The following is a 23,053-nucleotide window of genomic DNA, read 5'->3' on the forward strand; positions in this document are numbered from 1 at the left end:
AACACAGGCAATCGAAGGTTTTCAAAGAGTTTTATTTGTTAGCCTTGCTACCGATATCCGTACGATAGAACAGGCCTTCTGTGTTTTGTTTGTTGAGTTCGTTGTAGATGATATTTTGGCCGTCTTTGACGGTGTCTGCTGTTGTGACCAGCATGTAGACGCGTCCGCCGTTTGAGAGAAGGTCTTGGCCACTTTCAGCAAATTTGGCACCAGCATAGTAAGTGATGATGTCACCATCTGTCTTGGCTGGAAGCTTGACACCCTTCTCATAAGCGAGTGGATAGCCGTTTGAGGCTACAACCACGCCTAGTGTCACACCCTTGTCCGTCCAAGTGATGGCTGGCTCTTTGCCATCCAAAATATCAGTGATGTTTTGTGCAAAGTCAGATGTCAAACGAGGCAAGATGATTTGCGTTTCAGGGTCACCAAAGCGTGAGTTGAACTCGATGACTTTCGGTCCATCAGCTGTCAAGATTAGCCCCGCGTAAAGGACACCTAGGTACGGACGCCCTTCTTTGATCATGCCTTCAAGAACTGGCTTGACAATGGTGTCAACCGCTGTGTCAACCACGCTCTGTGGCAAGTGAGGAACTGGTGAATAGGCACCCATCCCACCAGTGTTAGGACCTTTGTCGCCATCGTAGGCACGTTTGTGGTCCTGAGCCGTCGGCATAATGTAGAACTTATCCCCATTGACAAAAGCAAAGAGAGAGAACTCTTCCCCGTCAAGGAATTCCTCGATGACCACACGCGCACCTGAATCACCGAATTTATTGTCTAAAAGCATCTCGTGAGCGGCTTCAACTGCTTGCTCAACTGTCTCCGCAACGACGACACCTTTCCCAAGGGCCAAGCCGTCTGCCTTGACCACGATTGGAGCGCCTTTTTCCTCGATGTAAGCCTTGGCTTCCTCGAAATCTGAAAAGGTTCCATAGGCTGCTGTCGGAACGTCGTATTTGACCATGATTTCCTTAGCAAAATCCTTAGACCACTCCAGCTCAGCCGCAACCTTGGTCGGACCAAAAGCCTTGAGACCAGCTACATTGAAATCATCCACGATTCCAGCCGCAAGGGCATCATCTGGACCGATAAAGGTCCAAGCAATATCGTTGACTTTTGCGAAATCAATCAGCTTAGAATGTTCGGAAATTCCGATATTGATCAAATCCAGACCATCTAATCGCATCCCATCATTACCAGGAGCCACAAAAACCTGCTCAACGTTTGTAGACTCCAACAATTTCTTAGCAATCGCATGCTCACGACCGCCAGATCCAACAACCAAAAGTTTCATCTCGAACCTCTTTTGCGAATTATTTTATTAAATTATATCATAATCGTTCGTTTTATTCTAATGATTTCAGCAAAAGTCTCCTATTTCCAGTAGAATCCAAACATTTTTTGCTATTTTCTCCTATTTCTCATTTTTTTCCGAATAGTATAGGTGAGACCTACTAATTGACGAAAAGGAGTATTATGCAAACGATCAAAAAATTTGTCGTACTGACTTGTGCGACATGGGGCATGCAAGCCTCTATTGCCCATGCAGATCAAGCGACCAATGCTATCTATGCCGAAAAAGGGCAGCTAATGATTCATCTTGGAAACGTCCCGGATAAGTATCAAAAGATCCAAGTTCCCATCTGGTCTGACCAAAATGGCCAAGATGACCTGACTTGGTATCCTGTGGAACGCAGTGACAAGGGATTTGACCTACAAGTGCCATTGACCAACCATTCTGATCAAGCCGGACTTTATCATGTCCATGTCTATGGAGTGGAGGCAAATGAACAGCTAACCGGCCTTTACCCTCTCACGACCAGCGTCCAGCAAAAAGATTTGGCTTCTTCCCAGCCCAAGATCACGATCACACCCATCTCCTCACAAGAATTTGAGGTAGACCTAAAGTTGTTCGAAGACGTTGACGAGATTGTCTTCCCCATCTGGTCAGAAGAAAACGGGCAGGATGATCTGGTCTGGTATCCCGCAAAGAAGATTGCACCTGGACACTTCCAACTGCGCTTTCAGGCTCAAAAACACAAGGGAAGTGGGCTATTTCATCTCCACGTCTACCAGAAAAAGAAGGGGCAACTAAAAGGTCTATTCCCCACTACCTTTCAAGTGGAAAGTGCAAAGCCAAAGCTCACTCCACTCGCGACACATCCAGGAAACACCTACCCCATTGGTGAGTGCACCTGGGGAGCCAAAGAATTAGCCCCTTGGGCCCACAACTGGTGGGGAAACGGTGGTATGTGGGCAGCTAGTGCACGCGCTGCTGGATTCCGGACAGGAGACACTCCAGAGGTCGGCGCTATCGCCTGTTGGGACAATGGGGGATATGGCCATGTCGCCTTGGTTACGGACGTCGAACATGACCAAAAAATTCAGATCCAAGAGGCTAACTACAACGGCCATCGCTATATCGACAACTTCCGCGGTTGGTTCGATCCAACCAATCCCATCTGGGGAACCGTCACCTATATCTACCCCGATTAAGGTCTTCTTAACCAGCAGAAAAGGCACTCATCGTTGAATGAGCGCCTTATTTGATTAATGTCTAAAATGTCTCACACCTGTAAAGATCATGGTCAAGCCATATTTATCAGCCGCTTCGATTGACTCTTGGTCACGGACTGATCCACCCGGTTGGATGATTGCCTTGATACCTGCTTTGGCGATTTCTTCCACATTATCCGCAAACGGGAAGAATGCATCGGAAGCAAGAACAGCGCCGTCAAGACGGTCTTTAGCTTGATCAATAGCGATACGGACAGATGCCACACGATTGGTTTGACCTGGGCCAACACCAAGTGTCATGTGGTCGTTGGTCACGATAATCCCATTTGATTTCACATACTTGATAGCTTTCCAAGCAAACTCAAGAGCTGTCGCTTCTGTATCAGTTGGTTGGCGTTTGGTAACCACTTGCCAGTCAGCGGGACTTTCTTTGACGACGTCTTGGTTTTGAACGAGTAGACCACCAACAACACCAGTGTATTCTGCTTCCACTTCACTAGCATCTTGAGCGTCAAATGGCAATTCGAGGATCCGCAAGTTTTTCTTCTTGGTTGTCAAGATTTCAAGCGCTTCATCTGTATAGCTTGGCGCGATGATGATTTCGAGGAAAACGCCATGCATCTTCTTAGCTGTCGCAGCGTCCACCTCACGGTTGAGAACCACGATCCCACCGAAGATGGATACTGGGTCAGACTCATAAGCGTAGTCCCAAGCAGTTTCGATGTCGTCAGCTTGACCGATCCCACATGGGTTCATGTGTTTCAAGGCCACAACAGTTGGACGGTCTTTGAAATCACGGATGATCCGGATAGCGGCATCCGCATCACGGATATTGTTGAAGGACAATTCTTTCCCATTCAACTGTTTCGCTGAAGCGATGGAGTAATCCGTTGGCAAAGCTTTTTGGTAGAAGTCTGCGTCTTGTTGAGGATTTTCACCGTAACGCATTGGTTGCTTGAGATCGTAAGTCAAAGTAAGTTTTTCAGGTTTACTTTCACCCACTTGATCAGTGAAATATTCTGCGATCAAAGCATCATAGGCTGCTGTATGGCGGAAGACTTTCGCTGCCAAACGTTGGCGAGTTTCGTAACTTGTTTCGCCGTTGGCTGCCAACTCGTCAAGCACCACAGCATAGTCAGCAGGGTCTACCACAACCGTTACGCTAGCGTGGTTTTTCGCTGCTGAACGAAGCATGGATGGACCACCGATATCAATGTTCTCCACCGCGTCAGCATAAGTCACGTCTGGTTTAAGAATCGTTTCCTTGAATGGATAAAGGTTTACCACAACAAGGTCGATCAATTCAATCTTATTGTCCTTAGCAGCCTCCAGGTGGCTATCGAGATCACGACGAGCAAGAAGACCACCGTGGATATTTGGGTGAAGGGTCTTCACACGACCGTCCATCATTTCTGGGAAACCAGTCACATCGTCAATGGCGATAGTGTCTACTCCAGCGTTATCAAGGGCAACTTTAGTTCCACCTGTCGAGATGATGTCCCAACCGAGTTTTTTGAGTTCTTGGGCAAATTCAACAATGCCCGCTTTGTCTGAAACACTAATTAGTGCGCGTTTAGTCATTTTCTTTCTTTTCCTTTTTAAAAAAGTTCTTTATCTGCTACAGTCGAAAATGTTCTTTCCGATCAATGGCTTCCTTATTTTCGTGCTACTCCCAAACGTTCCAAAACTACTGGATAGAGCTTATACTCTGTTTCGTGGATGCGCGTTTCGAAAGTATCAAGGGTATCCCCTTCAAGGCGCGATACACGGACTTGCTGAATAACCTTACCGGTATCAACACCAGAATCCACCCAATGGATAGTCACACCGCTCTCAGCAACACCTGTATTCCAAGCATCCTCAATACCATGAGCACCTGGAAATTCAGGGAGATAAGCCGGGTGAATATTGATGATACGGCCTTCATAAGCTGCTAGCAAGGTTGGACCGACGATTTTCATATAGCCGGCCAAACAAACTAGGTCAATCTGGTGCTCATCCAAAAGTTTGACGATAGCTTCTTCATAAGCTGCTTTATTGTCAAATTCCTTGAGTTCAAAGGCGTGACTCACCACACCAAGATTTTTGGCCCGTTCTAAGACATAGGCATCACGATGATCTGAAAAAACAAATTCTACTGGAAATTGTTCTGCAATCACCTGGAAGTTTGAGCCGTTGCCAGAGGCAAATACAGCAATCCTTTTAGCCATTATTTAATCACCACACTTGCGCCATCTTTCTTCACAATACGACCGATTTCATAAACAGGTTCGTCAAGAAGTTCTTTGACACGTTCCACATTTTCTGGTTTCACTGCAAGCATGAGACCAATCCCCATGTTGAAAATTTCAAACATTTCTTCATGTTTAATTTCACCATATTTTTCAAGAGCTTTGAAAATTGGAAGAACTGGGACTTTGCTTTCGTCAATTTCAGCAGCCAAGTCATCTGAGAACATCCGTGGTACATTTTCGATGAAACCACCACCTGTTATGTGGGCAATTCCGTTGACCAATTCTTCTTTGATGAGTGGCAAAGCTGCTTTGACGTAGATACGAGTTGGTTCCAAAAGAACGTCTTTAAGTTTCTTCCCTTCCAATTCTGGGAGAACTTCTTCACCTGTGTAATCTGCAAAGACACGACGAACAAGTGAGTAACCATTTGAATGGATGCCACTTGAAGCAAGTCCAAGAATCACATCCCCTTCAGCTACTTTTGAACCGTCAATGATTTGAGATTTTTCTGCAACACCGACAGCAAACCCAGCCAAGTCATAGTCATCTTCACCATACATACCAGGCATTTCAGCAGTTTCACCACCAATAAGGGCTGCACCAGCTTGCACACAACCTTCAGCAACACCTGCAACGACTTGTTCTAGTTTAGCTGGTTCATTTTTACCAGTTGCAATATAGTCGAGGAAGTAAAGGGGCTCCGCACCTGCAGCGATGATATCGTTAACACACATAGCAACACAGTCTTGACCGATCGTATCGTGTTTGTCGTACTTAATAGCAAGCATGAGTTTAGTACCGACACCATCTGTACCTGAGATCAAAACAGGTTCTTTGACACCTGTTTTTGAAAGGTCAAACATGCCACCGAAGCCACCAAGAGCTCCCATGACACCTGCACGTTCCGTACGAGCCACGTGTTTTTTGATTCGTTCAACAACTTCATAACCTGCTTCAACGTCTACTCCAGATTGAGCGTATGCATTCTTATTTGTCATTTTTTAATCCTTTTCTTTTTTTGAGAAAGAGTGCGACGTATTTTTAGATAAACAATTTTTTTATCTAAAAATACTAGTCAGGTCTCTAGCTTTGGTCCCATAGGGCAAAGCGTCTACTGACAAATGCTTTAGCTTTTAGTCAGTAGTGAGACGTGGAGCATAAGCATTTTTATTTGTCATTTGTTTCATTCCTTTTCTTCTGCACTGCTCTTAATAGAAAGAAGTATGTTCTTTCAAACTTTCCACATAGCGTTCTTCGTAGTCATACAAAGGCGTTGGATATTTTCCATCAAAGTAAGCCACACAAAGACCGCCATTGGGGGCATCTGTATCAATTCCAATAGAATCAATCAAGCCATCGATTGACAAATACGTCAAGCTATCTGCACCAATGATATCGCGTGTTTCCTCTACTGTGTGATTGGCAGCAATCAATTCCTTACGTGTTTGAATATCGATCCCGTAGAAACATGGGTAGGCAAGGGCTGGGCTACCGATTGCTACGTGGACCTCTGTAGCTCCTGCTTCTTTCAATAACTTCACAATCCGACGTGATGTTGTCCCACGTACGATAGAATCATCAATCATGACAACCCGTTTGCCTTTCACGACACCGGATACGGCAGAGAGCTTCATCCGAACCCCTTGCTCCCGTAGTTCTTGTGTTGGTTGGATAAAGGTCCGTTGGGTGTATTGGTTTTTAATCAAGCCCATTTCATTTGGTAGGCCGGATTCTTCCGCAAATCCCATAGCTGCACTAAGTGAAGAGTTCGGTACACCGATCACAATATCTGCTTCATGTTTAAATTCACGTGCCAATTGAGCCCCCATACGTTTACGAGCTGTATGGACATTGACCCCTTGGATATTGGAGTCCGGGCGAGCAAAGTAGATATACTCCATTGAGCAAACAGCCAATTGGGTGTCCGTTGTATAGTTGTCGTAAGTGATGCCGTTATCATCGATGATCACGACTTCACCCGGATTTACATCCCGAATCCACTCTGCGCCAACCACTTCAAAGGCACAGGTTTCAGAGGAAACTACGATGGCCCCATTAGCCATTTTCCCAATCGAAAGAGGACGGAAACCATTTGGATCCAAGGCCGCAATCAGCTTATCTTCCAGCATGAGAAGGTAAGCAAATCCACCTTTCACCGTATTCAAGGCTTCTTTCACCTTACCCATGAAAGATGGGTTGTGGCTCCGACGAATCAAGTGGGCCAATATTTCTGAATCAGATGTTGAGCTAAAGATCGCCCCGTTATTTTCCAACTCCCGTTTGAGGGACTTGGCATTGGTCAAATTCCCGTTGTGGGCAAGTCCAAACTGCGTATCATGAAAGCGAAAGAGGAAGGGCTGGATGTTATCCACCGAAGCTTCCCCAGCTGTCGCATAGCGAACATGGCCAATCGCTCCCGTTCCTGTCAACTTATCCAAGTTAGTAGGATTTCGAAAGACTTCTGAGAGAAGACCCGTATCACGATACCGTTTTAATTGACCCGCATCATTCGAAAGGATCCCCGCCCCTTCTTGACCACGGTGTTGAAGACTGTGTAATCCGAAATAAGTCAGTTTTGCAGCATCTGGGTGTCCCCAGATCCCAAAAATACCACATTCTTCATTAAGAGATTTAACTTCGTATGTCATTTTGTATACCTTTTATTTTCCAGTAAAGTATTTAACCGCTGACGCAAAGAGATGTTGATCTTTATTTCCTGGAATATTTTGGAAGAGACCGTCTTCGAAACGTTCTGAGTGGCCCATCTTCCCAATAATTTGACCGTTCTTGCTGGTAATACCTTCGATCGCATTGACAGAACCATTTGGATTGTATTTTGAATCCATGCTTGGTTTACCTTCGAAGTCAACATATTGGGTAAAGATTTGACCATTGTCACGAAGCTCTGCAAATTCCTCAGCTGTCACGACAAATTTACCTTCACCGTGTGATACTGGGATGGCATGGATGTCACCAACTTCTACTCCGGCAAGCCATGGTGAGTTGGTGTTGGCAATCCGTGTTTCCACCATCTTAGCCACGTGTTGGTTGGCATCGTTGTAGAAGAGGGTTGGACTCGTGCTGCTTGCATCTTCAAAGTTACCGTATGGAAGAAGACCTGATTTAACAAGGGCTTGGAATCCGTTACAGATACCAATAATCAAACCACCACGTTCGATGAAGTGATCAATGGCTGCACGTACTTTTTCATTGAGCAAGATGTTCACGATAAATTTAGCTGATCCATCTGGTTCATCCGCTGCTGAGAAGCCACCTGCAAAGAAGATAATATTAGCTTTTTCGATATTGTCAACCATAGTGTCAACAGACTTGACAATCGCTTCTTCGTTGAGTGTGACAAATGGTACCAGGTTAACTTTGGCTCCTTCTTTTTCAAAGGCCTTAGCGGAGTCATATTCCGAGTTGGTACCTGGGAATACTGGGATGTAAACCACTGGTGTTTCAACTGTTTCTTTAGCTTTAATCACAGCATCTGTTTCAACAGCAGGTACTTCTTCCAACTCAGTTGCTTGTGCAAATTCCGTTGGGTAAACCTCTTCCAATTTACCTTGGAAGGCACTGTCAAGTTTGTGTCCATCAAGCGTTACACCATTGACAGCAAGTGTAAAGTCAGCTACTGTTTCTCCAATCTTGGCAACACCTGCAATTTCTTCAGGCGATGTGAAGATGAATCCGCCCAATTGGGCTGTCAAGCTAGTGTCAAGGTCAGCTAATTCGACATTTGCTCCGATATGGTTACCAAATGTTGCAAGGGCAAGAGCTTCAACCACACCACCATATTTAACAGCTGATGCAGCTGTCACTTTGTGGTTAACTTGGATAGCTTCAAACTGAGCAAAGTTAGATTTAATAAGATCAAAGTCAATTTCTTGTGCCAAAGCTTGACCTGGAATATAGTAAATATTTTCACCAGCAGTCTTAAATTCTGGAGAAAGGACCTTACGGCTATCTGCAGTTGTAACACCAAAAGCAACCAAGGTTGGTGGTACTGTCAATTCTTCAAAGGTACCAGACATAGAGTCTTTCCCACCGATAGATGGCAAACCAAGTTGAATCTGAGCTTCGATGGATCCAAGAAGAGCAGCTACTGGTTGACCAAAACGCTCTGCTTGTTTATCCATCCGTTCGAAATATTCTTGATAAGAGAAACGAGCCTTAGACCAGTTTGCACCAGCAGCAACCAAACGAGCTGTTGCTTCGATGACTGCATAGGCAGCGCCATGATATGGAGACCATTCTGCTACATAAGGGTTGAATCCTTGCGCCATAACAGAAGCAGTTGTTGTCACGCCATGTTGGACTGGCAATTTCTGTACAGAAGCTTCCGTTGGTGTGATTTGGTAGCGACCACCGAGTGGATGATTGACTGTTGAACGACCAACTGAACTATCAAAGATGGTTTGTAACCCTTTTTGACTGGCATGGTTCAGGTCAGCCAAGACTTCAAGAGTATCCGCTTCAAGGGTTTCAGCAGATGTTTGACGTTCTTCTGGAAGCTTGACATCCTTGTCAACCACCTTAGCATCTACGACAACACGTACACCGTTTGTATCAAGGAAACGACGTTCCAAATCAACGATGGTTTCACCATTCCAGTGCATGACAAGATTTGGTTTTTCAGTCACTGTAGCAACGACAACAGCATCAATATTTTCTTTGTTACATTCAGCAACGAAGGCGTCTACATCTTCTGGACGAACCACGACAGCCATCCGTTCTTGAGATTCAGAGATGGCAATTTCTGTACCGTTCAAGCCTTGGTATTTCAATGGCACTTTGTCTAGATCAATTTCAAGACCATCTGCCAATTCACCGATAGCCACACAGACACCACCAGCACCAAAGTCATTTGATTTCTTGATCAGACGTGTCACATACCCATTACGGAAAAGACGTTGAATCTTCCGTTCTTCGATGGCATTCCCTTTTTGAACCTCAGCACCAGCTGTTTCAACAGATTCAACCGTTTGAACTTTAGAAGAACCTGTCGCACCACCGACACCGTCACGTCCAGTTTTCCCACCGAGAAGAATCACGACATCACCTGCTTCAGGTTTTTCACGGACCACATTTTCCTTAGGAGCCGCACCGACAACTGCACCTAGCTCCATACGTTTAGCAACGAAACCTGGGTGGAAGTATTCACGAACATAAGTTGTTGCCAAACCAATTTGGTTACCATATGAAGAATAACCGTGAGCCGCTGTTTTAGAAATCACTTGTTGTGGCAATTTACCAGCGCGAGTTTCTGAAATTGGAGCTGTAATATCACCAGCACCTGAGATACGCATGGCTTGGTAAACGTAGGAACGCCCTGACAATGGGTCACGAATGGCACCACCGATACAAGTAGCCGCTCCACCAAATGGTTCGATCTCCGTTGGGTGGTTGTGCGTTTCGTTCTTGAACATGAGAAGCCATGGTTCTTTGACACCATTGACATCCACTTCAATTTCAACAGAGCAGGCATTGATTTCATCAGACACTTCCATGTCATCCAAACGACCATTTGCACGCTCATAACGGCCAAAAATAGTCGCCATATCCATCAAAGTTTGAGGTTTTTCTGTACGTCCCAACTCATCACGCATGGCAATATACTTGTCATAAGTCGCTTGCAATTGTTTTTCAAATTTAGAAGCTGAGAAGTCGATGTTTTTCAACTCAGTCTCGAAAGTTGTATGACGGCAGTGGTCAGACCAGTAAGTATCCAAAACCTTCAACTCAGTCTCAGTTGGCACCCGTCCAATGGATTTGAAGTAATCTTGAATGAAGAGAAGGTCATCCACTTCCATGGCCAATCCTTGCTCAGCCTTATACTGTGCAAAATCTTCTGCCGTATATGTTTCAAAGAAATCCAAGCTTGGAATGGTCTTGTCAGACTCAGAGAAATCCTGTTTCGCAATGGCAACAGTGATATCTTTGAAACGAGAATCCACTGGGTTCAAAAGGTAGTTTTTGACAGCTTCCAACTCATTCGCATCAATATCCTTGTTAACCAAGTAAAGTTGTGCTGTGTTCACTGTTACATCATTTGAACTACCAAGCAAAAGCAAAGCTTCTTGTGAAGATGCTGCACGTTGGTCAAATTGACCAGGCAAGCTTTCGATCGCAAAGAAAGCATATTTCTCAAGATCAGCCTGAACCGTAGCTTCATCCAAAACAGTATCGGTCACTTGCTCAGAGAAGATGTGTTTTTCCGCACGCGCAAACAAGTCCTCTGCCAAACCAAAAACATCGTAAACCTGAACAATCCGAAGATCCTTCAACGTTTTCAACTGAAGATTATGCTGCAATTCTTTTACTAAAGAGTCCGATTTCACACGAAAATCAGCTTTTTTCTCAACGAAAATACGTTTATCCATTTTATTTCCTTTATTTCTATTCAAACATGTTATCGAAGACGAAGGTTTTCCGTTTCAAAAAGATTACTTCAAGCCCTGTAATTTCTCCAACACAACCTGATATACATCCGTTAAACTACCCAAATCTCTACGGAAAACATCCTTGTCCATATGGTGTCCTTCAGCATCCCAAAGACGACAGTTGTCTGGAGAGAATTCATCTGCCAAGATAATCTTGCCATCCTTATCAAAACCAAATTCCAATTTGAAGTCAATCAAACGAAGACCAATTTGTGCAAACCAATCTTTCAGCAATTCATTGATGCGACGTGTTTCTTCTTTGATATAGGCAATTTGCTCATCATTGGCAATATCCAAAAACTTCACATGTTCATCATTGATGAATGGATCGTCCAAATCATCGTTCTTGTAGTAAAATTCAACGATTGGAGTTTCCAGATCCAAACCTTCTTCAACGCCAAAACGTTTAGAAAAAGAACCTGCAGTCACATTTCGAAGAACCACCTCCAAAGGAATAATTTTAACCTTCTTATTCAATTGTTCGGTATCAGAGATACGTTCGATAAAGTGCGTCGCAACACCCGCAGCATTCAATTTTTCAAAAATAAGAGACGAAATCTGATTATTTAGCACACCTTTTCCTTTAATAGTCTCCTTACGAGCCCCATTTAGCATAGTGGCCTGGTCCTTATAGACCGACTTAATCACATGTTCGTCCTCAGTAGTATAGATATCCTTAGCTTTTCCAGTATAAATCAGTTGATTGGTCATGACTTTGTTCGCCTTTCGTATTTTATCACCTTCATTCTATCACATACAAAGTGTATTTTCAATAAAATTCCGTACAATATAAGCAGAATCCGAATGAAAAGAACAGAAAAAAAGACCATTCAGAATAATCTCTGAACGATCCTTTTTCAATTAATGGACAGCAGTTCGTTTTTCAATATAGTCGACAACGTCTCCCACTGTGTTAAATTCATCAATGGCCTTATCTGGAATCTCCATTTGATATTCATCCTCAAGATTGATAATAAATTCCATCAACTCAACAGAGTCCGCCTGTAAATCCTTGCGTAAATCTGATTCCAAGGATACTTGAAAATTTTCCCCATTGCGATCTTTAAGAAATGTTTCAATCGTAGCTAAAATTTCATTCTGTTTACTCATATATTACTCCTTTTTCGATAATTCCTTCACTGATTTTCCAACAACATCTGTCTCTAACATGGTTCGAACTTGACGAATGGTACTATAGACTGCTTTGGCATCACTCGAACCATGCGTTTTAACAACAGGTGCTTGAAGACCAAACAAGACCGCTCCTCCAACATCTGAGAAATCTAAGGTTTGTTTCAATGATTTCAAACGGTCCTTGAGCAGAAAAGCTCCTAATTTCGCCTTCCAGTTTCCAGTGGCAATCGCTTGTTTCAATTGCTTCAAGATCCCAAAAGCCGTTCCTTCCATCGTTTTCAAAACAGCGTTTCCCGTGAAACCATCCGCCACAACGACATCAGCAACGCCATCCATCAAGTCACGCGCTTCCACGTTTCCAACAAAATGAATCGACTCATCCTCAGATAACAATTGATAAGTTTCCTTGCGCAAAGGATCTCCCTTACTAGCTTCTGTCCCATTATTCAATAGACCCACACGTGGTTTTTGAATCCCACGAACATTTTCCGCGTAGTAAGACCCCATCAGAGCATACTGATGCAAGTGCTCCGGTGTATTTTCCGCATTGGCACCTAAGTCTAGCATATCATACCCGCGACCATCAACCGTCGGAAGTGTGGACATCAAACCTGGACGTTCCACCCCTTTGATCCGCCCAACAATAAAGAAACCTGCTGCCAACAAGGCACCTGTATTTCCCGCAGATAGCATGGCATCGACATCACCAGCCTTCACATCCTTGGCAGCTAAGACCATAGAAGACTTTTTCTTCCGACGAATAGCCCGCGTTGGCTCATCATCTGAATCGATTTTTTCTTCTGTATGCACAATCGAGACACGTTCTGTTGCGGTTAAATAGTCTTTAATTTTTGTTTCATCGCCATACAAGACAATCTCAATATCATCAAAATCACGAATGGCTTGATTCACGCCTTCTACCAAGGCTTGAGGTGCATTATCGCCCCCCATTGCATCTACTGCAATTTTTTTCATATTTCACCTCCAGATGAATCTTTCATAATCGCTCCCCAATCACTCAAAGAATCGATAAACTTTTTAGCTTTTAAATGGATCCCTACATACTCCTCATACAACTGATCGATTGCATGACGTAGAGCTGCTTTCATCTCCGCTTGTAGGGAAATCGTCTCTAACTCACTGAATCGTACTACTTGAAATTGATCCAATAAATAGAGAACATTTGGATGCCAGTGGGCACGTCTCTCATCCCGATCATAATGATCCGGACAAAGTACCCCACTATACCGAAAAGAATAATCAAAAGGAAGTCCAACCCGATGGCAGAAACAGCATTCATGTAGATTCAAGATAACCCCAAATCGAGATAGAATCTGAATCTCAAAAATATTGGTTAAGACCTCATAATCCAGTCCCTCTTCCATCAAAGACAAGGTCTTCTCCAAAAAAGCAAACAAGGCCGGATCCACCCGATTATCCTGAATACTTGCATCCGCAAGCGCAAGAACATAGGTCGCATAAGAAAGGGCAAAAAGATCTGCATTGATTTTCTTATAAACCTGCACATCTTGAAAATCATCAATATAACTTAACCCCTCATCATTGATTTTCAGCAACATATCTGCCGTTACCAATGGTTGCAACATGGGATTCAACCGTGATTTTCCTGCATGTTTTACAAAAAACATCCGCTTGCCTGATTTCTCCGTGAAGATTTTGACCAGTTTATCATCCTCACGAAACTCCCGATTATACAGTACAATTCCCCGGGTCTCAATTGACTCCAGCATGTTCTTCCATATACTCCTTCAAGCGTTTCATAGCTTCCTTGATAACCTCCATGCTGGCTGCATACGACAAACGCACATAGCCTTCACCATATTGGCCAAAAGCAGCACCAGGAATGAAAGCAACCGCTTTTTCACGCGCAAAATCTTGTAAGAAAGCAAAGGAATCCTGATTGTAACCAGCTGGGATTTTAGCAAAAATATAGAAAGCTCCATCTGGCTTAATCATCTCAAACCCAAGCGAAGACATCTTTTCAATAATGTAATCACGACGCTTCACATATTCCTTCTTCATCGGCTCTGCATCATCCCGACCTTCCGTCAAAGCTTCGATCGCAGCATACTGATTCATAGTTCCAGCAGCTGTTACCAAATACTGATGACTCTTGATGAGTTGGGCTGTCAATACAGCTGGGGCAAAGATAAAGCCAAGGCGCCATCCTGTCATGGCATGAGACTTAGATAAGCCATTAATGACAATGGTCTGCTCAGGAATGAAGGATGCCATAGAGACATGCGCTTCTCCAGTATAAGTCAACTCTGAATAGACTTCATCACAAATCACAAAGACTTCATATTTTTTTAAGACAGCAGCCAATTCCGCCATCTGTTCGCGCGAATAAGTAACACCCGTTGGGTTAGCTGGATAATTGAGAATAACAGCCTTCAATTTTTCACCCTGCTCTAGAATAGCCTTTTCCAACTTTTCAGGAGTCAAGACAAAACGATCTGCTGTCGTATCAATTTCAACAACATCTGCTCCCACCAAATTTATAATCGGTTCATAACCAGGGTAGGCCGGTGCTGGGAGTAGCACCACATCACCAGGTTCCAAGATTGCTGTCAAGGTTGCAGACAGGGCTTCTGTCGCACCGATCGTCACCAATATCTCATCCTCAGGCCGATAGTGAATACCATATTTATCACCCACAAACTGACTCGCAGCCTCACGCAAAGCCAGCAAGCCACTCATTCCTGTATAATGACTAAAGTTCGCGTCAATCGCAGCCTTTCCAGCTTCTTTCACATGTTCAGGAGTTGTAAAATCCGGTTCCCCCAACGTCAAACGCAAGACTCCAGGAATGGAAGAAATTGATTGGTCAAACTGACGAATCAAAGAAACTTCAATCCGATTTAGATTCTTATTAAAACGTTTCGTTAAATCCATAAAACACCTCCAAATACACTTATATTCATTATACTATAAATGGAAGTCCATCGCAAAGGCTCAACCTGCTAGATATAGGATAAAAAGAAGATAGATGAACAGATTACAAGATATTTCCTACAAATACTAGACATAACAAAAAAGGCCTAAGCCTTTTTGTTATTATTGTTGATCACGTGTTGCCACATATTTCAATTGATCTGCATGTTTCGCCACAAAATCCTTCATTTCTGAATCAGGGATTTGACGAAGATAAAGGTTCGCACGAATGGTTTCATCCTCTTCACGACAAGTTGACAATACCAAATATTTATCAGATGCCTTGATCTTGATATTTGGATTCTTAGTTTGCCCATCTTCGTAAACTTTTTTTAACTGCGTTGTAAAGTCTTTATCATCTGTAAAGCTTGTACGATAAAAGGCAGTATCCTCTGGGACGATAACCAAGCACATCGCTTCGTAGTAATATTTACGATCAGGAGTTTCAATCACAACATAGGGATGTTGGTCAAAATAATCTTGTTTATCATAGAAATTAACATCATTAAACATGCGATGATCTGCAACTTTACTGCCACGTGCATGACCGAAGAGCCACGTCAAACGATCGCTAAAGTCCTTTTTGTTATCTGTATCCATGAAAACAGTTCCCATAAGAGGTTCGTTCCCACCATCAAAGGTCTTATTCAAATAGGTTTCATTATCAGTCGTTTGAACTACTGGTTCATCCAATTCAGTACCTGGTGCATAAACATAACCAATTGTTTCTGGATTAACCGCAGTTAATTGGGCAAAACGATTTTTTAAATAATCTTTTTCTTCTTGACTTGGTTCATATTTAGCCGCTTGTTTGGTTGAGCTTGTACTCGTTGTCTTTTTAGCTGTGCCAGAAGATTTCCCTCCCCCAAATGGATTGAAGAAAATAAAACCAGCAACAATTACGACAACTGCAGCAAGAGCAATCATGATCCCAGCCAATTTATTTGAAGCTTTTTTCTCAGCTCTTTTCATTTCATTGATCTCCTTATGACGATTTTTTCTCTAAAAAATATCACTGAGCCCTAGGACTCAGTGATATTCGTTTCGAGCTAATTAATAATCAAATTATTTAACTGCGCTTGTTTTTGGAAGAGCTTTACCAGCTTTAGCATCAGCTTTAACTAGTTTACCGTTTTTGTCAACAGTACCAATAACGTTACCTTTTTCGTCTTTAACTACAACGTTACCTTTTTCATCTGTAGTAACAGTAACATCTTTACCAGTTTGAGCTTTGATGTCATCTGCAATACGTTGTTCATTTGTACGGTTAGCTTCTACAGCTGTTTCATCGTAGTAGTTACCTTGAGCTTTAGCAGCTTCAATGTATTTTTGTTGAAGAACTTGGATGTAACGGTTGCGTACTGTGTTGTATGCTTCGTTATAAGCAGTGTTATAGTCTTCTTGAGCACGTTTTACTGCTTGTTCGTGGTCATGACCAACAATTGCATTAGCTTTATCAAGAGCTTGTTGTGCTGCTACAACGCCTGGTTGACGAAGAGTTTCTTCTTTGATTTCTGCTTCATGAGCTGCTACTTGAGTGTTAGCTTCATCTGCTGCATCACGCCAAGAAACATATTTCTTTTGGATCAATTGGTTAGATGCATTTGAGTTTTCACCTTGTGCAAATACAGGTGCTGCTGCAGCAAATACTGCAAGAGCTGCTACTGATGATAATAAAACTTTTTTCATTGTTTTATCTCCTTTTTTCTTTTCAAAAATTAATCGTTACTTCGTAACTATGACTAGTATACTAGGATATTCTTCCTATGTCAAGACTTTTTTTCTTATTTTTTTAAAAAAGTTTAAGATTTCTATTTATTTAAATGCAAAACATACAAGATTTGAGAGCCATTCCGAATACACTTCCTACAGCTTCACAATAGTGATAAATCCTTATTTCCACTAAGTATTTGGTTGTTTATATTACATCCTGTTCATTCTTTCAAATACCTATCCAAAACAATTTCATGAATCGTTCCATGATATTTACTATCATTCTTTCAGAAACCGCCCAACGATGTCTTTCATATTTGGTTTGTTTATTTCACTGCACCATTCTTTGGTAATCTTTTCTTCGGTAAACTCGGATCCGCCTTAGCTTCTAACTGTTGAGCTGCAGTGAGAAATTTTTTCTGTTTCTTTTCTTTTTCCCGTTTCTGCCACCATTCTACTACTTTCATAACATCTCCTTTCCTAAAAAAGAGACTAGTTCCCCAGCCTCTTCATTATTTTTAAGATTTCTTCGCATTTCCAATTTCAAACAAAGGTGAAAGTGGCCGATTTTCATGAATACGAATAATAGCCTCAGCAAGAAGTTTCGCAATCGAAATTTGTTCAATCTTATCAATCAAGTGCTCTTCTGGTAAATAAATTGTATCCAAGACAACCAGCTTCTTGATCGCAGACTTTTGAATATTTTCCATCGCTGGCCCTGATAGGACAGGATGAGTACAGCTCGCATAGACTTCAACAGCACCAGCTTCTGCAAGAGCATCAGCCGCGTGGCAGATCGTACCTGCTGTATCAATCATATCATCAATTAAAATACAAGTCTTACCTTCAACATTCCCAATGATGTTCATGACTTCACTCGTATTCATCTTATCAACACTCCGACGTTTGTCGATAATTGCAATTGGTGTCTTCAAAAATTCAGCTAACTTACGTGCCCGGGTTACTCCACCATGGTCTGGACTGACAACAACATAGTCTTTTCCAATCATACCACGGCGCTCGAAATAATCAGCAATTAAAGGAGCCCCCATCAAGTGGTCCACAGGAATATCAAAGAAACCTTGAATTTGAGCGGCGTGCAAATCAATTGTCAACAGACGATCAACTCCAGCAACCTCAAGCATATTGGCTACCAACTTAGATGTAATTGGTTCACGAGCTCGAGCTTTCCGGTCTTGACGAGCATAGCCATAATACGGCATCACCACATTAATTGATTGCGCACTAGCACGTTTCAACGCATCTACCATGATCAAAATTTCCATTAGATTATCGTTAACCGGTGAGCTAGTAGATTGTAAAATATAAACATCTTTCCCACGAATTGATTCTTCAATATTAACCTGAATTTCTCCATCAGAAAATTGACGAACCGTTGACTTTCCAAGCGGTAGTCCCATTTCACGAGACACACGTTGAGCCAATTCTTGATTTGACGACAAGGCAAAGAGCATTAAATCAGAAAATGACATGATTTCCTCCACTAAAATCTAAAACCATATTGTACACTCAGCACAAATTTCTCCTACCATCATTTTATCGCTTTTTTGTCAAATATTCAAATATTAATTTATGGAAAATACAAAAACTAGGACCACCTGCAAACTTTAAAAAAAAGAAGTAGGACAAACGTCCCACTTCAATGTCATTTTTAGTTTGGATAAATATAAGTAACTGTCCCTTGAGCTGTTGTTGGGTTAAACCAACCACGATAATTACCAATGCTACGATTACCTAAATAGTTAGACTCAGATACTTGAATGCTTGTTGTAGATTGAACCGCTGTAACGACTGCTACGTGTCCATATCCACCATCATTCCAACATGCAATCGCACCAACTTGTGGTTGAGATCCAGTACGGAAACCATCTGCTGCTGCACTTGCTGCCCATTGTCCACCATTACCCCAGAAATTACCTGCCCAAGGAGCTAAAACTTTCGCACCCCATGTACATTCACCAACTGGATAAGAAGAAGCAGATGAGCTGTAATTTGGACGAGAAGTAGTTGCTGCAGGTGCAGTCGCTGCTTGAGTTTGAACAGCAGGTTGAGCTGCCGCTGGTGTTGCAGCAGGTGTTTGAGCTGCCGCTTGAACTTGTGCTTGAAGAGTTGTGTTAGCAGAGGCCTTCACAGCTGCTTGTTGTTCCTTTTGTTTCGCACGGTAAGCTGCTTCAGCTGCTGCCGCTGCCGCTGCCGCTTTTTCAGCTTCAGCTTTTTGTTGCAACAAAGCATTCTTTTCGTTTTCAGCAGATGATTTTTCAGCTGCCAAGTTCAATTGCGCAACCTTCAATTCAGCTTCTTTTGTTGACAAAGCTTGCGCATCATCTTCTAATTGCTGTTTGTTTGCAATGACAGTATTGATAGCATCGTTGTTTTCTTTTTGTTTTTGTGCAATATCTTCTTTATCACGTTTTTGCTCTTGCAACATTTTGTTGTTAGCATCTGCAATTTCATTCATAGCAGAAATACGTGAGATAGCTTCTGTCAAAGATCCAGAACTAACAATCGCATTAATATAGCTTGTGGCAGTCCCAGTTGTTTGAGCACTACGTGCTTGATTTGCAAGTGATTCTTGACGAGCAACAATATTTTTTGACAACTCATCGATCTCAGCTGACAATCGTTCAGATTCTTCATTCAAACGATCATTTTCAGCTTGAAGATTTTCTTGTTGTTTTTTAATTTCAGATACCTGACCTTGGATTTGATCTACCTGAGCTTGTGCACTTTGTTGTTGTTGATTAATACTATTGATTTTGTTGTCTTGAGCAGCAATCTTATCATCTGTGGAGTCAGCTGATACACCAGCTACGACAGCACCTTGTGATAAAGCAACTGTACTCAATAAGATTGTGGCAAATAATTTTTTCTTCATTAGATAAATTTTCCCTTTCCAATAAGACACTAACTAGTATAACAAATTTTATCACTAATTTATGTTACGCTATTGTTACATTTTTGTTTCGAATTTATAAATAAATCTTTTCAAATAGAGGTTGAAAGATCAGTAACAAAAATAAATTCAGAAGTAAACTTGGTGCAATTTGGAAAACAACTAACGAAAATAAATCAAATTTAATACCAATTAAAAAAATCTCAAGAAATGAAGCAAGAAGTTGAAAACAAAAAATCGTTAGTAAAAATGTTAAAAAGCGAGTTAAACGATTAAGCAGAATAACTTGATTCCACTGATAAAATATTATTTGTAATAATGGAAATATCAAAAAGGAGATTCCAAGAGTATTTAGAAAATACACATCAAAACAAAAACCAAAGAAAATACCCAACCAAATACAACATATCTCTGAAAAATAGAGACTCAACATCATAAAGCCATAAAAAAATAGAAATGAAATAGCTTCAAATTGATTTGGAATAAAACGCGAGAAGATGAAAGAAAATTGCCCATCAATAAATAAAGACAAAAACAATAACAAAGGAAAAAAATAGTATTTTCGTAATAATCTCACATTATTCTCCAATCAGAAGTACATAACGATTAACATCCAAACTTGCTTTAGGTTTTACTCTAATTTCTTGTCCTAACTGATCTGATGCTTTTTTTACTGAAGATACCGTACCAACAGGTAAATCACCGGTCTTATATTTACCGAGCCCACTTGTTGAAACAAGAGACCCTTTTTTAATGTCAACAGAATCACCAATTTGCAGCAAACGAAACTCACCCGTTTTATCATCAAAGCCAATTAATAAAGCAAAGATAGATTGTGTTTTATCTTCAATCTTAAGTGTCAAATGTTGAGAAGAAATATCATTCCCAACCAGTAATTTAATTCTACTAGAGTTTTTCTCCAAGTTATCAACAACTCCTATAACCCCCCCTGAAGAAAGAACAAACATTGAGTCTGAAATTCCATCAGAACTCCCCTTATCAATCACAAACTGTTCATTCCAAGAACTGTAATTTCTGTCAACAATCTCCCCAACAACTTGTTTTGAACCTGATACAGAATTTTTTAAATTCAATAAATCCTTTAACTCTTTATTTTCAGACTCTAAACGATTTAATTTAGAGTGATTAATATCTATCTGATATATTTTAGACTTTAAAGAAATATTTTCATCATTAATCTTTGATAAATTTTTTATGTCATTTGACTTAGACTCAATTACAGCAAACGGAATAGAAATAGCTTGATCAAAAATAGTTAAAACATCAGAAGATTTTATAACAATAGTATTTCGAACTGATGGGAATAAAAACAGAACCCCTGCTACAACTAAAACAAACAAGAGACTAAATATCTTAAAAAAACGTTTCAATAACATAAAAAACCTACAAAAATACAAAAAATAGTTTGAGATCCTATCTCAAACTTCATAGTTATACGGAGAATGGGGGATTCGAACCCCCGCGCCAGTTACCCGACCTAACGATTTAGCAAACCGTCCTCTTCAGCCTCTTGAGTAATTCTCCAAAATGGGCACGAGTGGACTCGAACCACCGACCTCACGCTTATCAGGCGTGCGCTCTAACCACCTGAGCTACGCGCCCAAGTTAAATAACTTGGTAAAAATTGAACAAAAGTTCAAAGCGGGTGACGAGAATCGAACTCGCGACAACAGCTTGGAAGGCTGTAGTTTTACCACTAAACTACACCCGCTTATTAATAAAGGAAATGGCGCGAGACGGAATCGAACCGCCGACACATGGAGCTTCAATCCATTGCTCTACCAACTGAGCTACCGAGCCAAATTGCGGGAGCAGGATTTGAACCTACGACCTTCGGGTTATGAGCCCGACGAGCTACCGAGCTGCTCCATCCCGCGTTAATTTAAAAAGGAGGATGTGGGATTCGAACCCACGCACGCTTTTACACGCCTGACGGTTTTCAAGACCGTTCCCTTCAGCCGGACTTGGGTAATCCTCCAAAACTTATAATGGACCTTGTAGGACTTGAACCTACGACCACTCGGTTATGAGCCGAGAGCTCTAACCAGCTGAGCTAAAGGTCCAACAAGATCAACAATATAGCGGCGAAGGGGATCGAACCCCCGACCTCCCGGGTATGAACCGGACGCTCTAGCCAGCTGAGCTACACCGCCATAATATCGGGAAGACAGGATTCGAACCTGCGACACCTTGGTCCCAAACCAAGTACTCTACCAAGCTGAGCTACTTCCCGTTCTAAAGCTTACGCCTTATGCACCCTAGAGGAGTCGAACCTCTAACCGCCTGATTCGTAGTCAGGTACTCTATCCAGTTGAGCTAAGGGTGCTCGTTCTTATTCTATTCTTACATAGTCTCACGACCATGCACCCTAGAGGAGTCGAACCTCTAACCGCCTGATTCGTAGTCAGGTACTCTATCCAGTTGAGCTAAGGGTGCTTCTTTCAACCTAAATCTATGCCGAGGACCGGAATCGAACCGGTACGATCGTTACCAATCGCAGGATTTTAAGTCCTGTGCGTCTGCCAGTTCCGCCACCCCGGCCTCCTCAAGCGAACGACGGGATTCGAACCCGCGACCCCCACCTTGGCAAGGTGGTGTTCTACCACTGAACTACGTTCGCATCACTTTCTTTATATAAAAAAATGCCGGCTACATGACTTGAACACGCGACCCTCTGATTACAAATCAGATGCTCTACCAACTGAGCTAAGCCGGCTCATTATTATTCTTCTATGCGGGTTAAGGGACTTGAACCCCCACGCCGTAAAGCGCCAGATCCTAAATCTGGTGCGTCTGCCAATTCCGCCAAACCCGCAAAATATGACCCGTACTGGGCTCGAACCAGTGACCCATTGATTAAAAGTCAATTGCTCTACCAACTGAGCTAACGAGTCTTAAAATAATTTTCATTATCCTAACGGTCCCGACGGGAATCGAACCCGCGATCTTCGCCGTGACAGGGCGACGTGATAACCGCTACACTACGGGACCTATGGGAGTTAACGGGATCGAACCGCTGACCCTCTGCTTGTAAGGCAGATGCTCTCCCAGCTGAGCTAAACTCCCAAATGAGCCTAGATCATCTAGGCTCAATCTCTTGCTAAGCGACTTCCTTATCT

General features: G+C 42.2%; 19 protein-coding genes and 18 tRNA genes. 1 reads left to right on the forward strand and 36 read right to left on the reverse strand.

All coding sequences use genetic code 11. The features are described 5' to 3' along the window. Positions 1–31: 31 nt before the first annotated feature. Entirely contained in the window at positions 32–1,294 is a 1,263-nt protein-coding gene (purD, locus tag PCY07_RS07415; protein ID WP_301355721.1) for a phosphoribosylamine--glycine ligase, read from the reverse strand. Between the two features lie 182 nt (positions 1,295–1,476). Here purD and PCY07_RS07420 point away from each other — a divergent pair, with 182 nt between their 5' ends. Beyond that, complete coding sequence (locus PCY07_RS07420) at positions 1,477–2,496, forward strand: GBS Bsp-like repeat-containing protein (RefSeq protein ID WP_301355722.1); 1,020 nt, start codon at positions 1,477–1,479, stop codon at positions 2,494–2,496. A 54-nt stretch (positions 2,497–2,550) separates the two neighbouring features. Here PCY07_RS07420 and purH read toward each other — a convergent pair whose 3' ends face one another. The 35 genes from purH to PCY07_RS07595 all read right to left on the reverse strand — a co-directional run bounded on the left by purH (position 2,551) and on the right by PCY07_RS07595 (position 23,000). After that, positions 2,551–4,098 carry a bifunctional phosphoribosylaminoimidazolecarboxamide formyltransferase/IMP cyclohydrolase gene (gene purH / locus PCY07_RS07425; protein ID WP_301355723.1) on the reverse strand — a complete coding sequence of 516 codons (1,548 nt, stop codon included), beginning with the start codon at positions 4,096–4,098 and terminating at the stop codon, positions 2,551–2,553. Between the two features lie 74 nt (positions 4,099–4,172). Then, complete coding sequence (gene purN / locus PCY07_RS07430) at positions 4,173–4,727, reverse strand: phosphoribosylglycinamide formyltransferase (protein ID WP_301355724.1); 555 nt, start codon at positions 4,725–4,727, stop codon at positions 4,173–4,175. After that, a complete protein-coding gene (gene purM / locus PCY07_RS07435; protein WP_049518283.1) occupies positions 4,727–5,749 on the reverse strand; it encodes a phosphoribosylformylglycinamidine cyclo-ligase in 1,023 nt (340 codons plus the stop codon). The genes purN and purM overlap by 1 nt, the downstream gene beginning before the upstream one ends. Positions 5,750–5,959: 210 nt before the next feature. Then, positions 5,960–7,399 carry an amidophosphoribosyltransferase gene (gene purF, locus PCY07_RS07440; protein WP_003015381.1) on the reverse strand — a complete coding sequence of 480 codons (1,440 nt, stop codon included), beginning with the start codon at positions 7,397–7,399 and terminating at the stop codon, positions 5,960–5,962. A gap of 12 nt (positions 7,400–7,411) precedes the next feature. Beyond that, positions 7,412–11,137, reverse strand: a complete 3,726-nt coding sequence (locus tag PCY07_RS07445; protein ID WP_301355727.1) for a phosphoribosylformylglycinamidine synthase — start codon at positions 11,135–11,137, stop codon at positions 7,412–7,414. 63 nt (positions 11,138–11,200) lie between these two features. Further along, entirely contained in the window at positions 11,201–11,908 is a 708-nt protein-coding gene (gene purC, locus PCY07_RS07450; RefSeq protein WP_013904386.1) for a phosphoribosylaminoimidazolesuccinocarboxamide synthase, read from the reverse strand. A 150-nt stretch (positions 11,909–12,058) separates the two neighbouring features. Continuing rightward, a complete protein-coding gene (locus tag PCY07_RS07455; RefSeq protein WP_013904385.1) occupies positions 12,059–12,307 on the reverse strand; it encodes an acyl carrier protein in 249 nt (82 codons plus the stop codon). A 3-nt stretch (positions 12,308–12,310) separates the two neighbouring features. Beyond that, positions 12,311–13,306: a phosphate acyltransferase PlsX gene (gene plsX, locus PCY07_RS07460; RefSeq protein ID WP_301355730.1), complete on the reverse strand. Its 996-nt coding sequence runs from the start codon at positions 13,304–13,306 to the stop codon at positions 12,311–12,313. Next, a complete protein-coding gene (recO, locus tag PCY07_RS07465; protein WP_301355732.1) occupies positions 13,303–14,082 on the reverse strand; it encodes a DNA repair protein RecO in 780 nt (259 codons plus the stop codon). Before recO ends, plsX begins: the two co-directional genes overlap by 4 nt. Then, complete coding sequence (locus PCY07_RS07470) at positions 14,066–15,247, reverse strand: pyridoxal phosphate-dependent aminotransferase (protein ID WP_301355734.1); 1,182 nt, start codon at positions 15,245–15,247, stop codon at positions 14,066–14,068. The genes recO and PCY07_RS07470 overlap by 17 nt, the downstream gene beginning before the upstream one ends. A 162-nt stretch (positions 15,248–15,409) precedes the next feature. Beyond that, a complete protein-coding gene (srtB, locus tag PCY07_RS07475; protein ID WP_301355736.1) occupies positions 15,410–16,258 on the reverse strand; it encodes a class B sortase, LPKTxAVK-specific in 849 nt (282 codons plus the stop codon). Positions 16,259–16,351: 93 nt separating this feature from the next. Continuing rightward, positions 16,352–16,975: an amylase-binding adhesin AbpA gene (gene abpA / locus PCY07_RS07480; protein WP_215194883.1), complete on the reverse strand. Its 624-nt coding sequence runs from the start codon at positions 16,973–16,975 to the stop codon at positions 16,352–16,354. 350 nt (positions 16,976–17,325) lie between these two features. Continuing rightward, entirely contained in the window at positions 17,326–17,466 is a 141-nt protein-coding gene (locus tag PCY07_RS07485) for a hypothetical protein (protein WP_301355739.1), read from the reverse strand. Positions 17,467–17,517: 51 nt separating this feature from the next. After that, positions 17,518–18,492 carry a ribose-phosphate diphosphokinase gene (locus PCY07_RS07490; RefSeq protein WP_301355740.1) on the reverse strand — a complete coding sequence of 325 codons (975 nt, stop codon included), beginning with the start codon at positions 18,490–18,492 and terminating at the stop codon, positions 17,518–17,520. Positions 18,493–18,671: 179 nt separating this feature from the next. Next, positions 18,672–19,895 (reverse strand): peptidoglycan hydrolase PcsB, encoded by a 1,224-nt coding sequence (pcsB, locus tag PCY07_RS07495; RefSeq protein WP_301355741.1) that lies wholly within the window; start codon positions 19,893–19,895, stop codon positions 18,672–18,674. Between the two features lie 94 nt (positions 19,896–19,989). Further along, on the reverse strand, positions 19,990–20,490 hold the full coding sequence (gene mreD / locus PCY07_RS07500) for a rod shape-determining protein MreD (protein WP_301355743.1): 501 nt from the start codon (positions 20,488–20,490) through the stop codon (positions 19,990–19,992). Between the two features lies 1 nt (position 20,491). Then, a complete protein-coding gene (gene mreC / locus PCY07_RS07505; RefSeq protein ID WP_301355745.1) occupies positions 20,492–21,310 on the reverse strand; it encodes a rod shape-determining protein MreC in 819 nt (272 codons plus the stop codon). Between the two features lie 60 nt (positions 21,311–21,370). Then, positions 21,371–21,458: transfer RNA gene (locus PCY07_RS07510), tRNA-Ser, on the reverse strand. Positions 21,459–21,462: 4 nt separating this feature from the next. After that, positions 21,463–21,536: transfer RNA gene (locus tag PCY07_RS07515), tRNA-Ile, on the reverse strand. Positions 21,537–21,574: 38 nt separating this feature from the next. After that, positions 21,575–21,645 (reverse strand) — tRNA-Gly (locus PCY07_RS07520). 16 nt (positions 21,646–21,661) lie between these two features. Further along, positions 21,662–21,734, reverse strand: a tRNA-Phe gene (locus PCY07_RS07525). A 3-nt stretch (positions 21,735–21,737) separates the two neighbouring features. Continuing rightward, a tRNA-Met gene (locus PCY07_RS07530) sits at positions 21,738–21,811 on the reverse strand. Positions 21,812–21,822: 11 nt separating this feature from the next. Next, positions 21,823–21,912, reverse strand: a tRNA-Ser gene (locus PCY07_RS07535). 11 nt (positions 21,913–21,923) lie between these two features. Next, positions 21,924–21,997: transfer RNA gene (locus PCY07_RS07540), tRNA-Ile, on the reverse strand. A gap of 16 nt (positions 21,998–22,013) precedes the next feature. Further along, positions 22,014–22,087: transfer RNA gene (locus tag PCY07_RS07545), tRNA-Met, on the reverse strand. A 6-nt stretch (positions 22,088–22,093) separates the two neighbouring features. Further along, positions 22,094–22,167: transfer RNA gene (locus PCY07_RS07550), tRNA-Pro, on the reverse strand. Between the two features lie 19 nt (positions 22,168–22,186). Beyond that, positions 22,187–22,260 (reverse strand) — tRNA-Arg (locus PCY07_RS07555). Positions 22,261–22,296: 36 nt separating this feature from the next. Continuing rightward, positions 22,297–22,370, reverse strand: a tRNA-Arg gene (locus PCY07_RS07560). Positions 22,371–22,389: 19 nt separating this feature from the next. Then, positions 22,390–22,475, reverse strand: a tRNA-Leu gene (locus PCY07_RS07565). 7 nt (positions 22,476–22,482) lie between these two features. After that, positions 22,483–22,554 (reverse strand) — tRNA-Gly (locus tag PCY07_RS07570). Positions 22,555–22,577: 23 nt separating this feature from the next. Next, positions 22,578–22,650: transfer RNA gene (locus PCY07_RS07575), tRNA-Thr, on the reverse strand. A 17-nt stretch (positions 22,651–22,667) separates the two neighbouring features. Further along, a tRNA-Leu gene (locus PCY07_RS07580) sits at positions 22,668–22,749 on the reverse strand. A 6-nt stretch (positions 22,750–22,755) separates the two neighbouring features. Beyond that, a tRNA-Lys gene (locus tag PCY07_RS07585) sits at positions 22,756–22,828 on the reverse strand. 24 nt (positions 22,829–22,852) lie between these two features. After that, positions 22,853–22,925, reverse strand: a tRNA-Asp gene (locus tag PCY07_RS07590). Positions 22,926–22,927: 2 nt separating this feature from the next. Beyond that, positions 22,928–23,000, reverse strand: a tRNA-Val gene (locus tag PCY07_RS07595). Positions 23,001–23,053: the final 53 nt, after the last annotated feature.

Origin of the sequence: Streptococcus sp. SP1 (assembly GCF_030440005.1) — a bacterium.
GTDB lineage: Bacteria > Bacillota > Bacilli > Lactobacillales > Streptococcaceae > Streptococcus > Streptococcus parasanguinis.

What these genes read in the sequence shown, in the direction of transcription:
- purN (WP_301355724.1), bottom strand. Translation starts at nt 4,727, where the DNA reads ATGGCTAAAAGGATTGCTGTATTTGCCTCTGGCAACGGCTCAAACTTC.
- purC (WP_013904386.1), bottom strand. Translation starts at nt 11,908, where the DNA reads ATGACCAATCAACTGATTTATACTGGAAAAGCTAAGGATATCTATACT.
- purM (WP_049518283.1), bottom strand. Translation starts at nt 5,749, where the DNA reads ATGACAAATAAGAATGCATACGCTCAATCTGGAGTAGACGTTGAAGCA.
- pcsB (WP_301355741.1), bottom strand. Translation starts at nt 19,895, where the DNA reads ATGAAGAAAAAATTATTTGCCACAATCTTATTGAGTACAGTTGCTTTA.
- plsX (WP_301355730.1), bottom strand. Translation starts at nt 13,306, where the DNA reads ATGAAAAAAATTGCAGTAGATGCAATGGGGGGCGATAATGCACCTCAA.
- abpA (WP_215194883.1), bottom strand. Translation starts at nt 16,975, where the DNA reads ATGAAAAAAGTTTTATTATCATCAGTAGCAGCTCTTGCAGTATTTGCT.
- PCY07_RS07470 (WP_301355734.1), bottom strand. Translation starts at nt 15,247, where the DNA reads ATGGATTTAACGAAACGTTTTAATAAGAATCTAAATCGGATTGAAGTT.
- purF (WP_003015381.1), bottom strand. Translation starts at nt 7,399, where the DNA reads ATGACATACGAAGTTAAATCTCTTAATGAAGAATGTGGTATTTTTGGG.
- PCY07_RS07455 (WP_013904385.1), bottom strand. Translation starts at nt 12,307, where the DNA reads ATGAGTAAACAGAATGAAATTTTAGCTACGATTGAAACATTTCTTAAA.
- PCY07_RS07490 (WP_301355740.1), bottom strand. Translation starts at nt 18,492, where the DNA reads ATGTCATTTTCTGATTTAATGCTCTTTGCCTTGTCGTCAAATCAAGAA.
- PCY07_RS07485 (WP_301355739.1), bottom strand. Translation starts at nt 17,466, where the DNA reads ATGAAAGTAGTAGAATGGTGGCAGAAACGGGAAAAAGAAAAGAAACAG.
- recO (WP_301355732.1), bottom strand. Translation starts at nt 14,082, where the DNA reads ATGCTGGAGTCAATTGAGACCCGGGGAATTGTACTGTATAATCGGGAG.
- purH (WP_301355723.1), bottom strand. Translation starts at nt 4,098, where the DNA reads ATGACTAAACGCGCACTAATTAGTGTTTCAGACAAAGCGGGCATTGTT.
- srtB (WP_301355736.1), bottom strand. Translation starts at nt 16,258, where the DNA reads ATGAAAAGAGCTGAGAAAAAAGCTTCAAATAAATTGGCTGGGATCATG.
- PCY07_RS07445 (WP_301355727.1), bottom strand. Translation starts at nt 11,137, where the DNA reads ATGGATAAACGTATTTTCGTTGAGAAAAAAGCTGATTTTCGTGTGAAA.
- PCY07_RS07420 (WP_301355722.1), top strand. Translation starts at nt 1,477, where the DNA reads ATGCAAACGATCAAAAAATTTGTCGTACTGACTTGTGCGACATGGGGC.
- mreC (WP_301355745.1), bottom strand. Translation starts at nt 21,310, where the DNA reads ATGTTATTGAAACGTTTTTTTAAGATATTTAGTCTCTTGTTTGTTTTA.
- purD (WP_301355721.1), bottom strand. Translation starts at nt 1,294, where the DNA reads ATGAAACTTTTGGTTGTTGGATCTGGCGGTCGTGAGCATGCGATTGCT.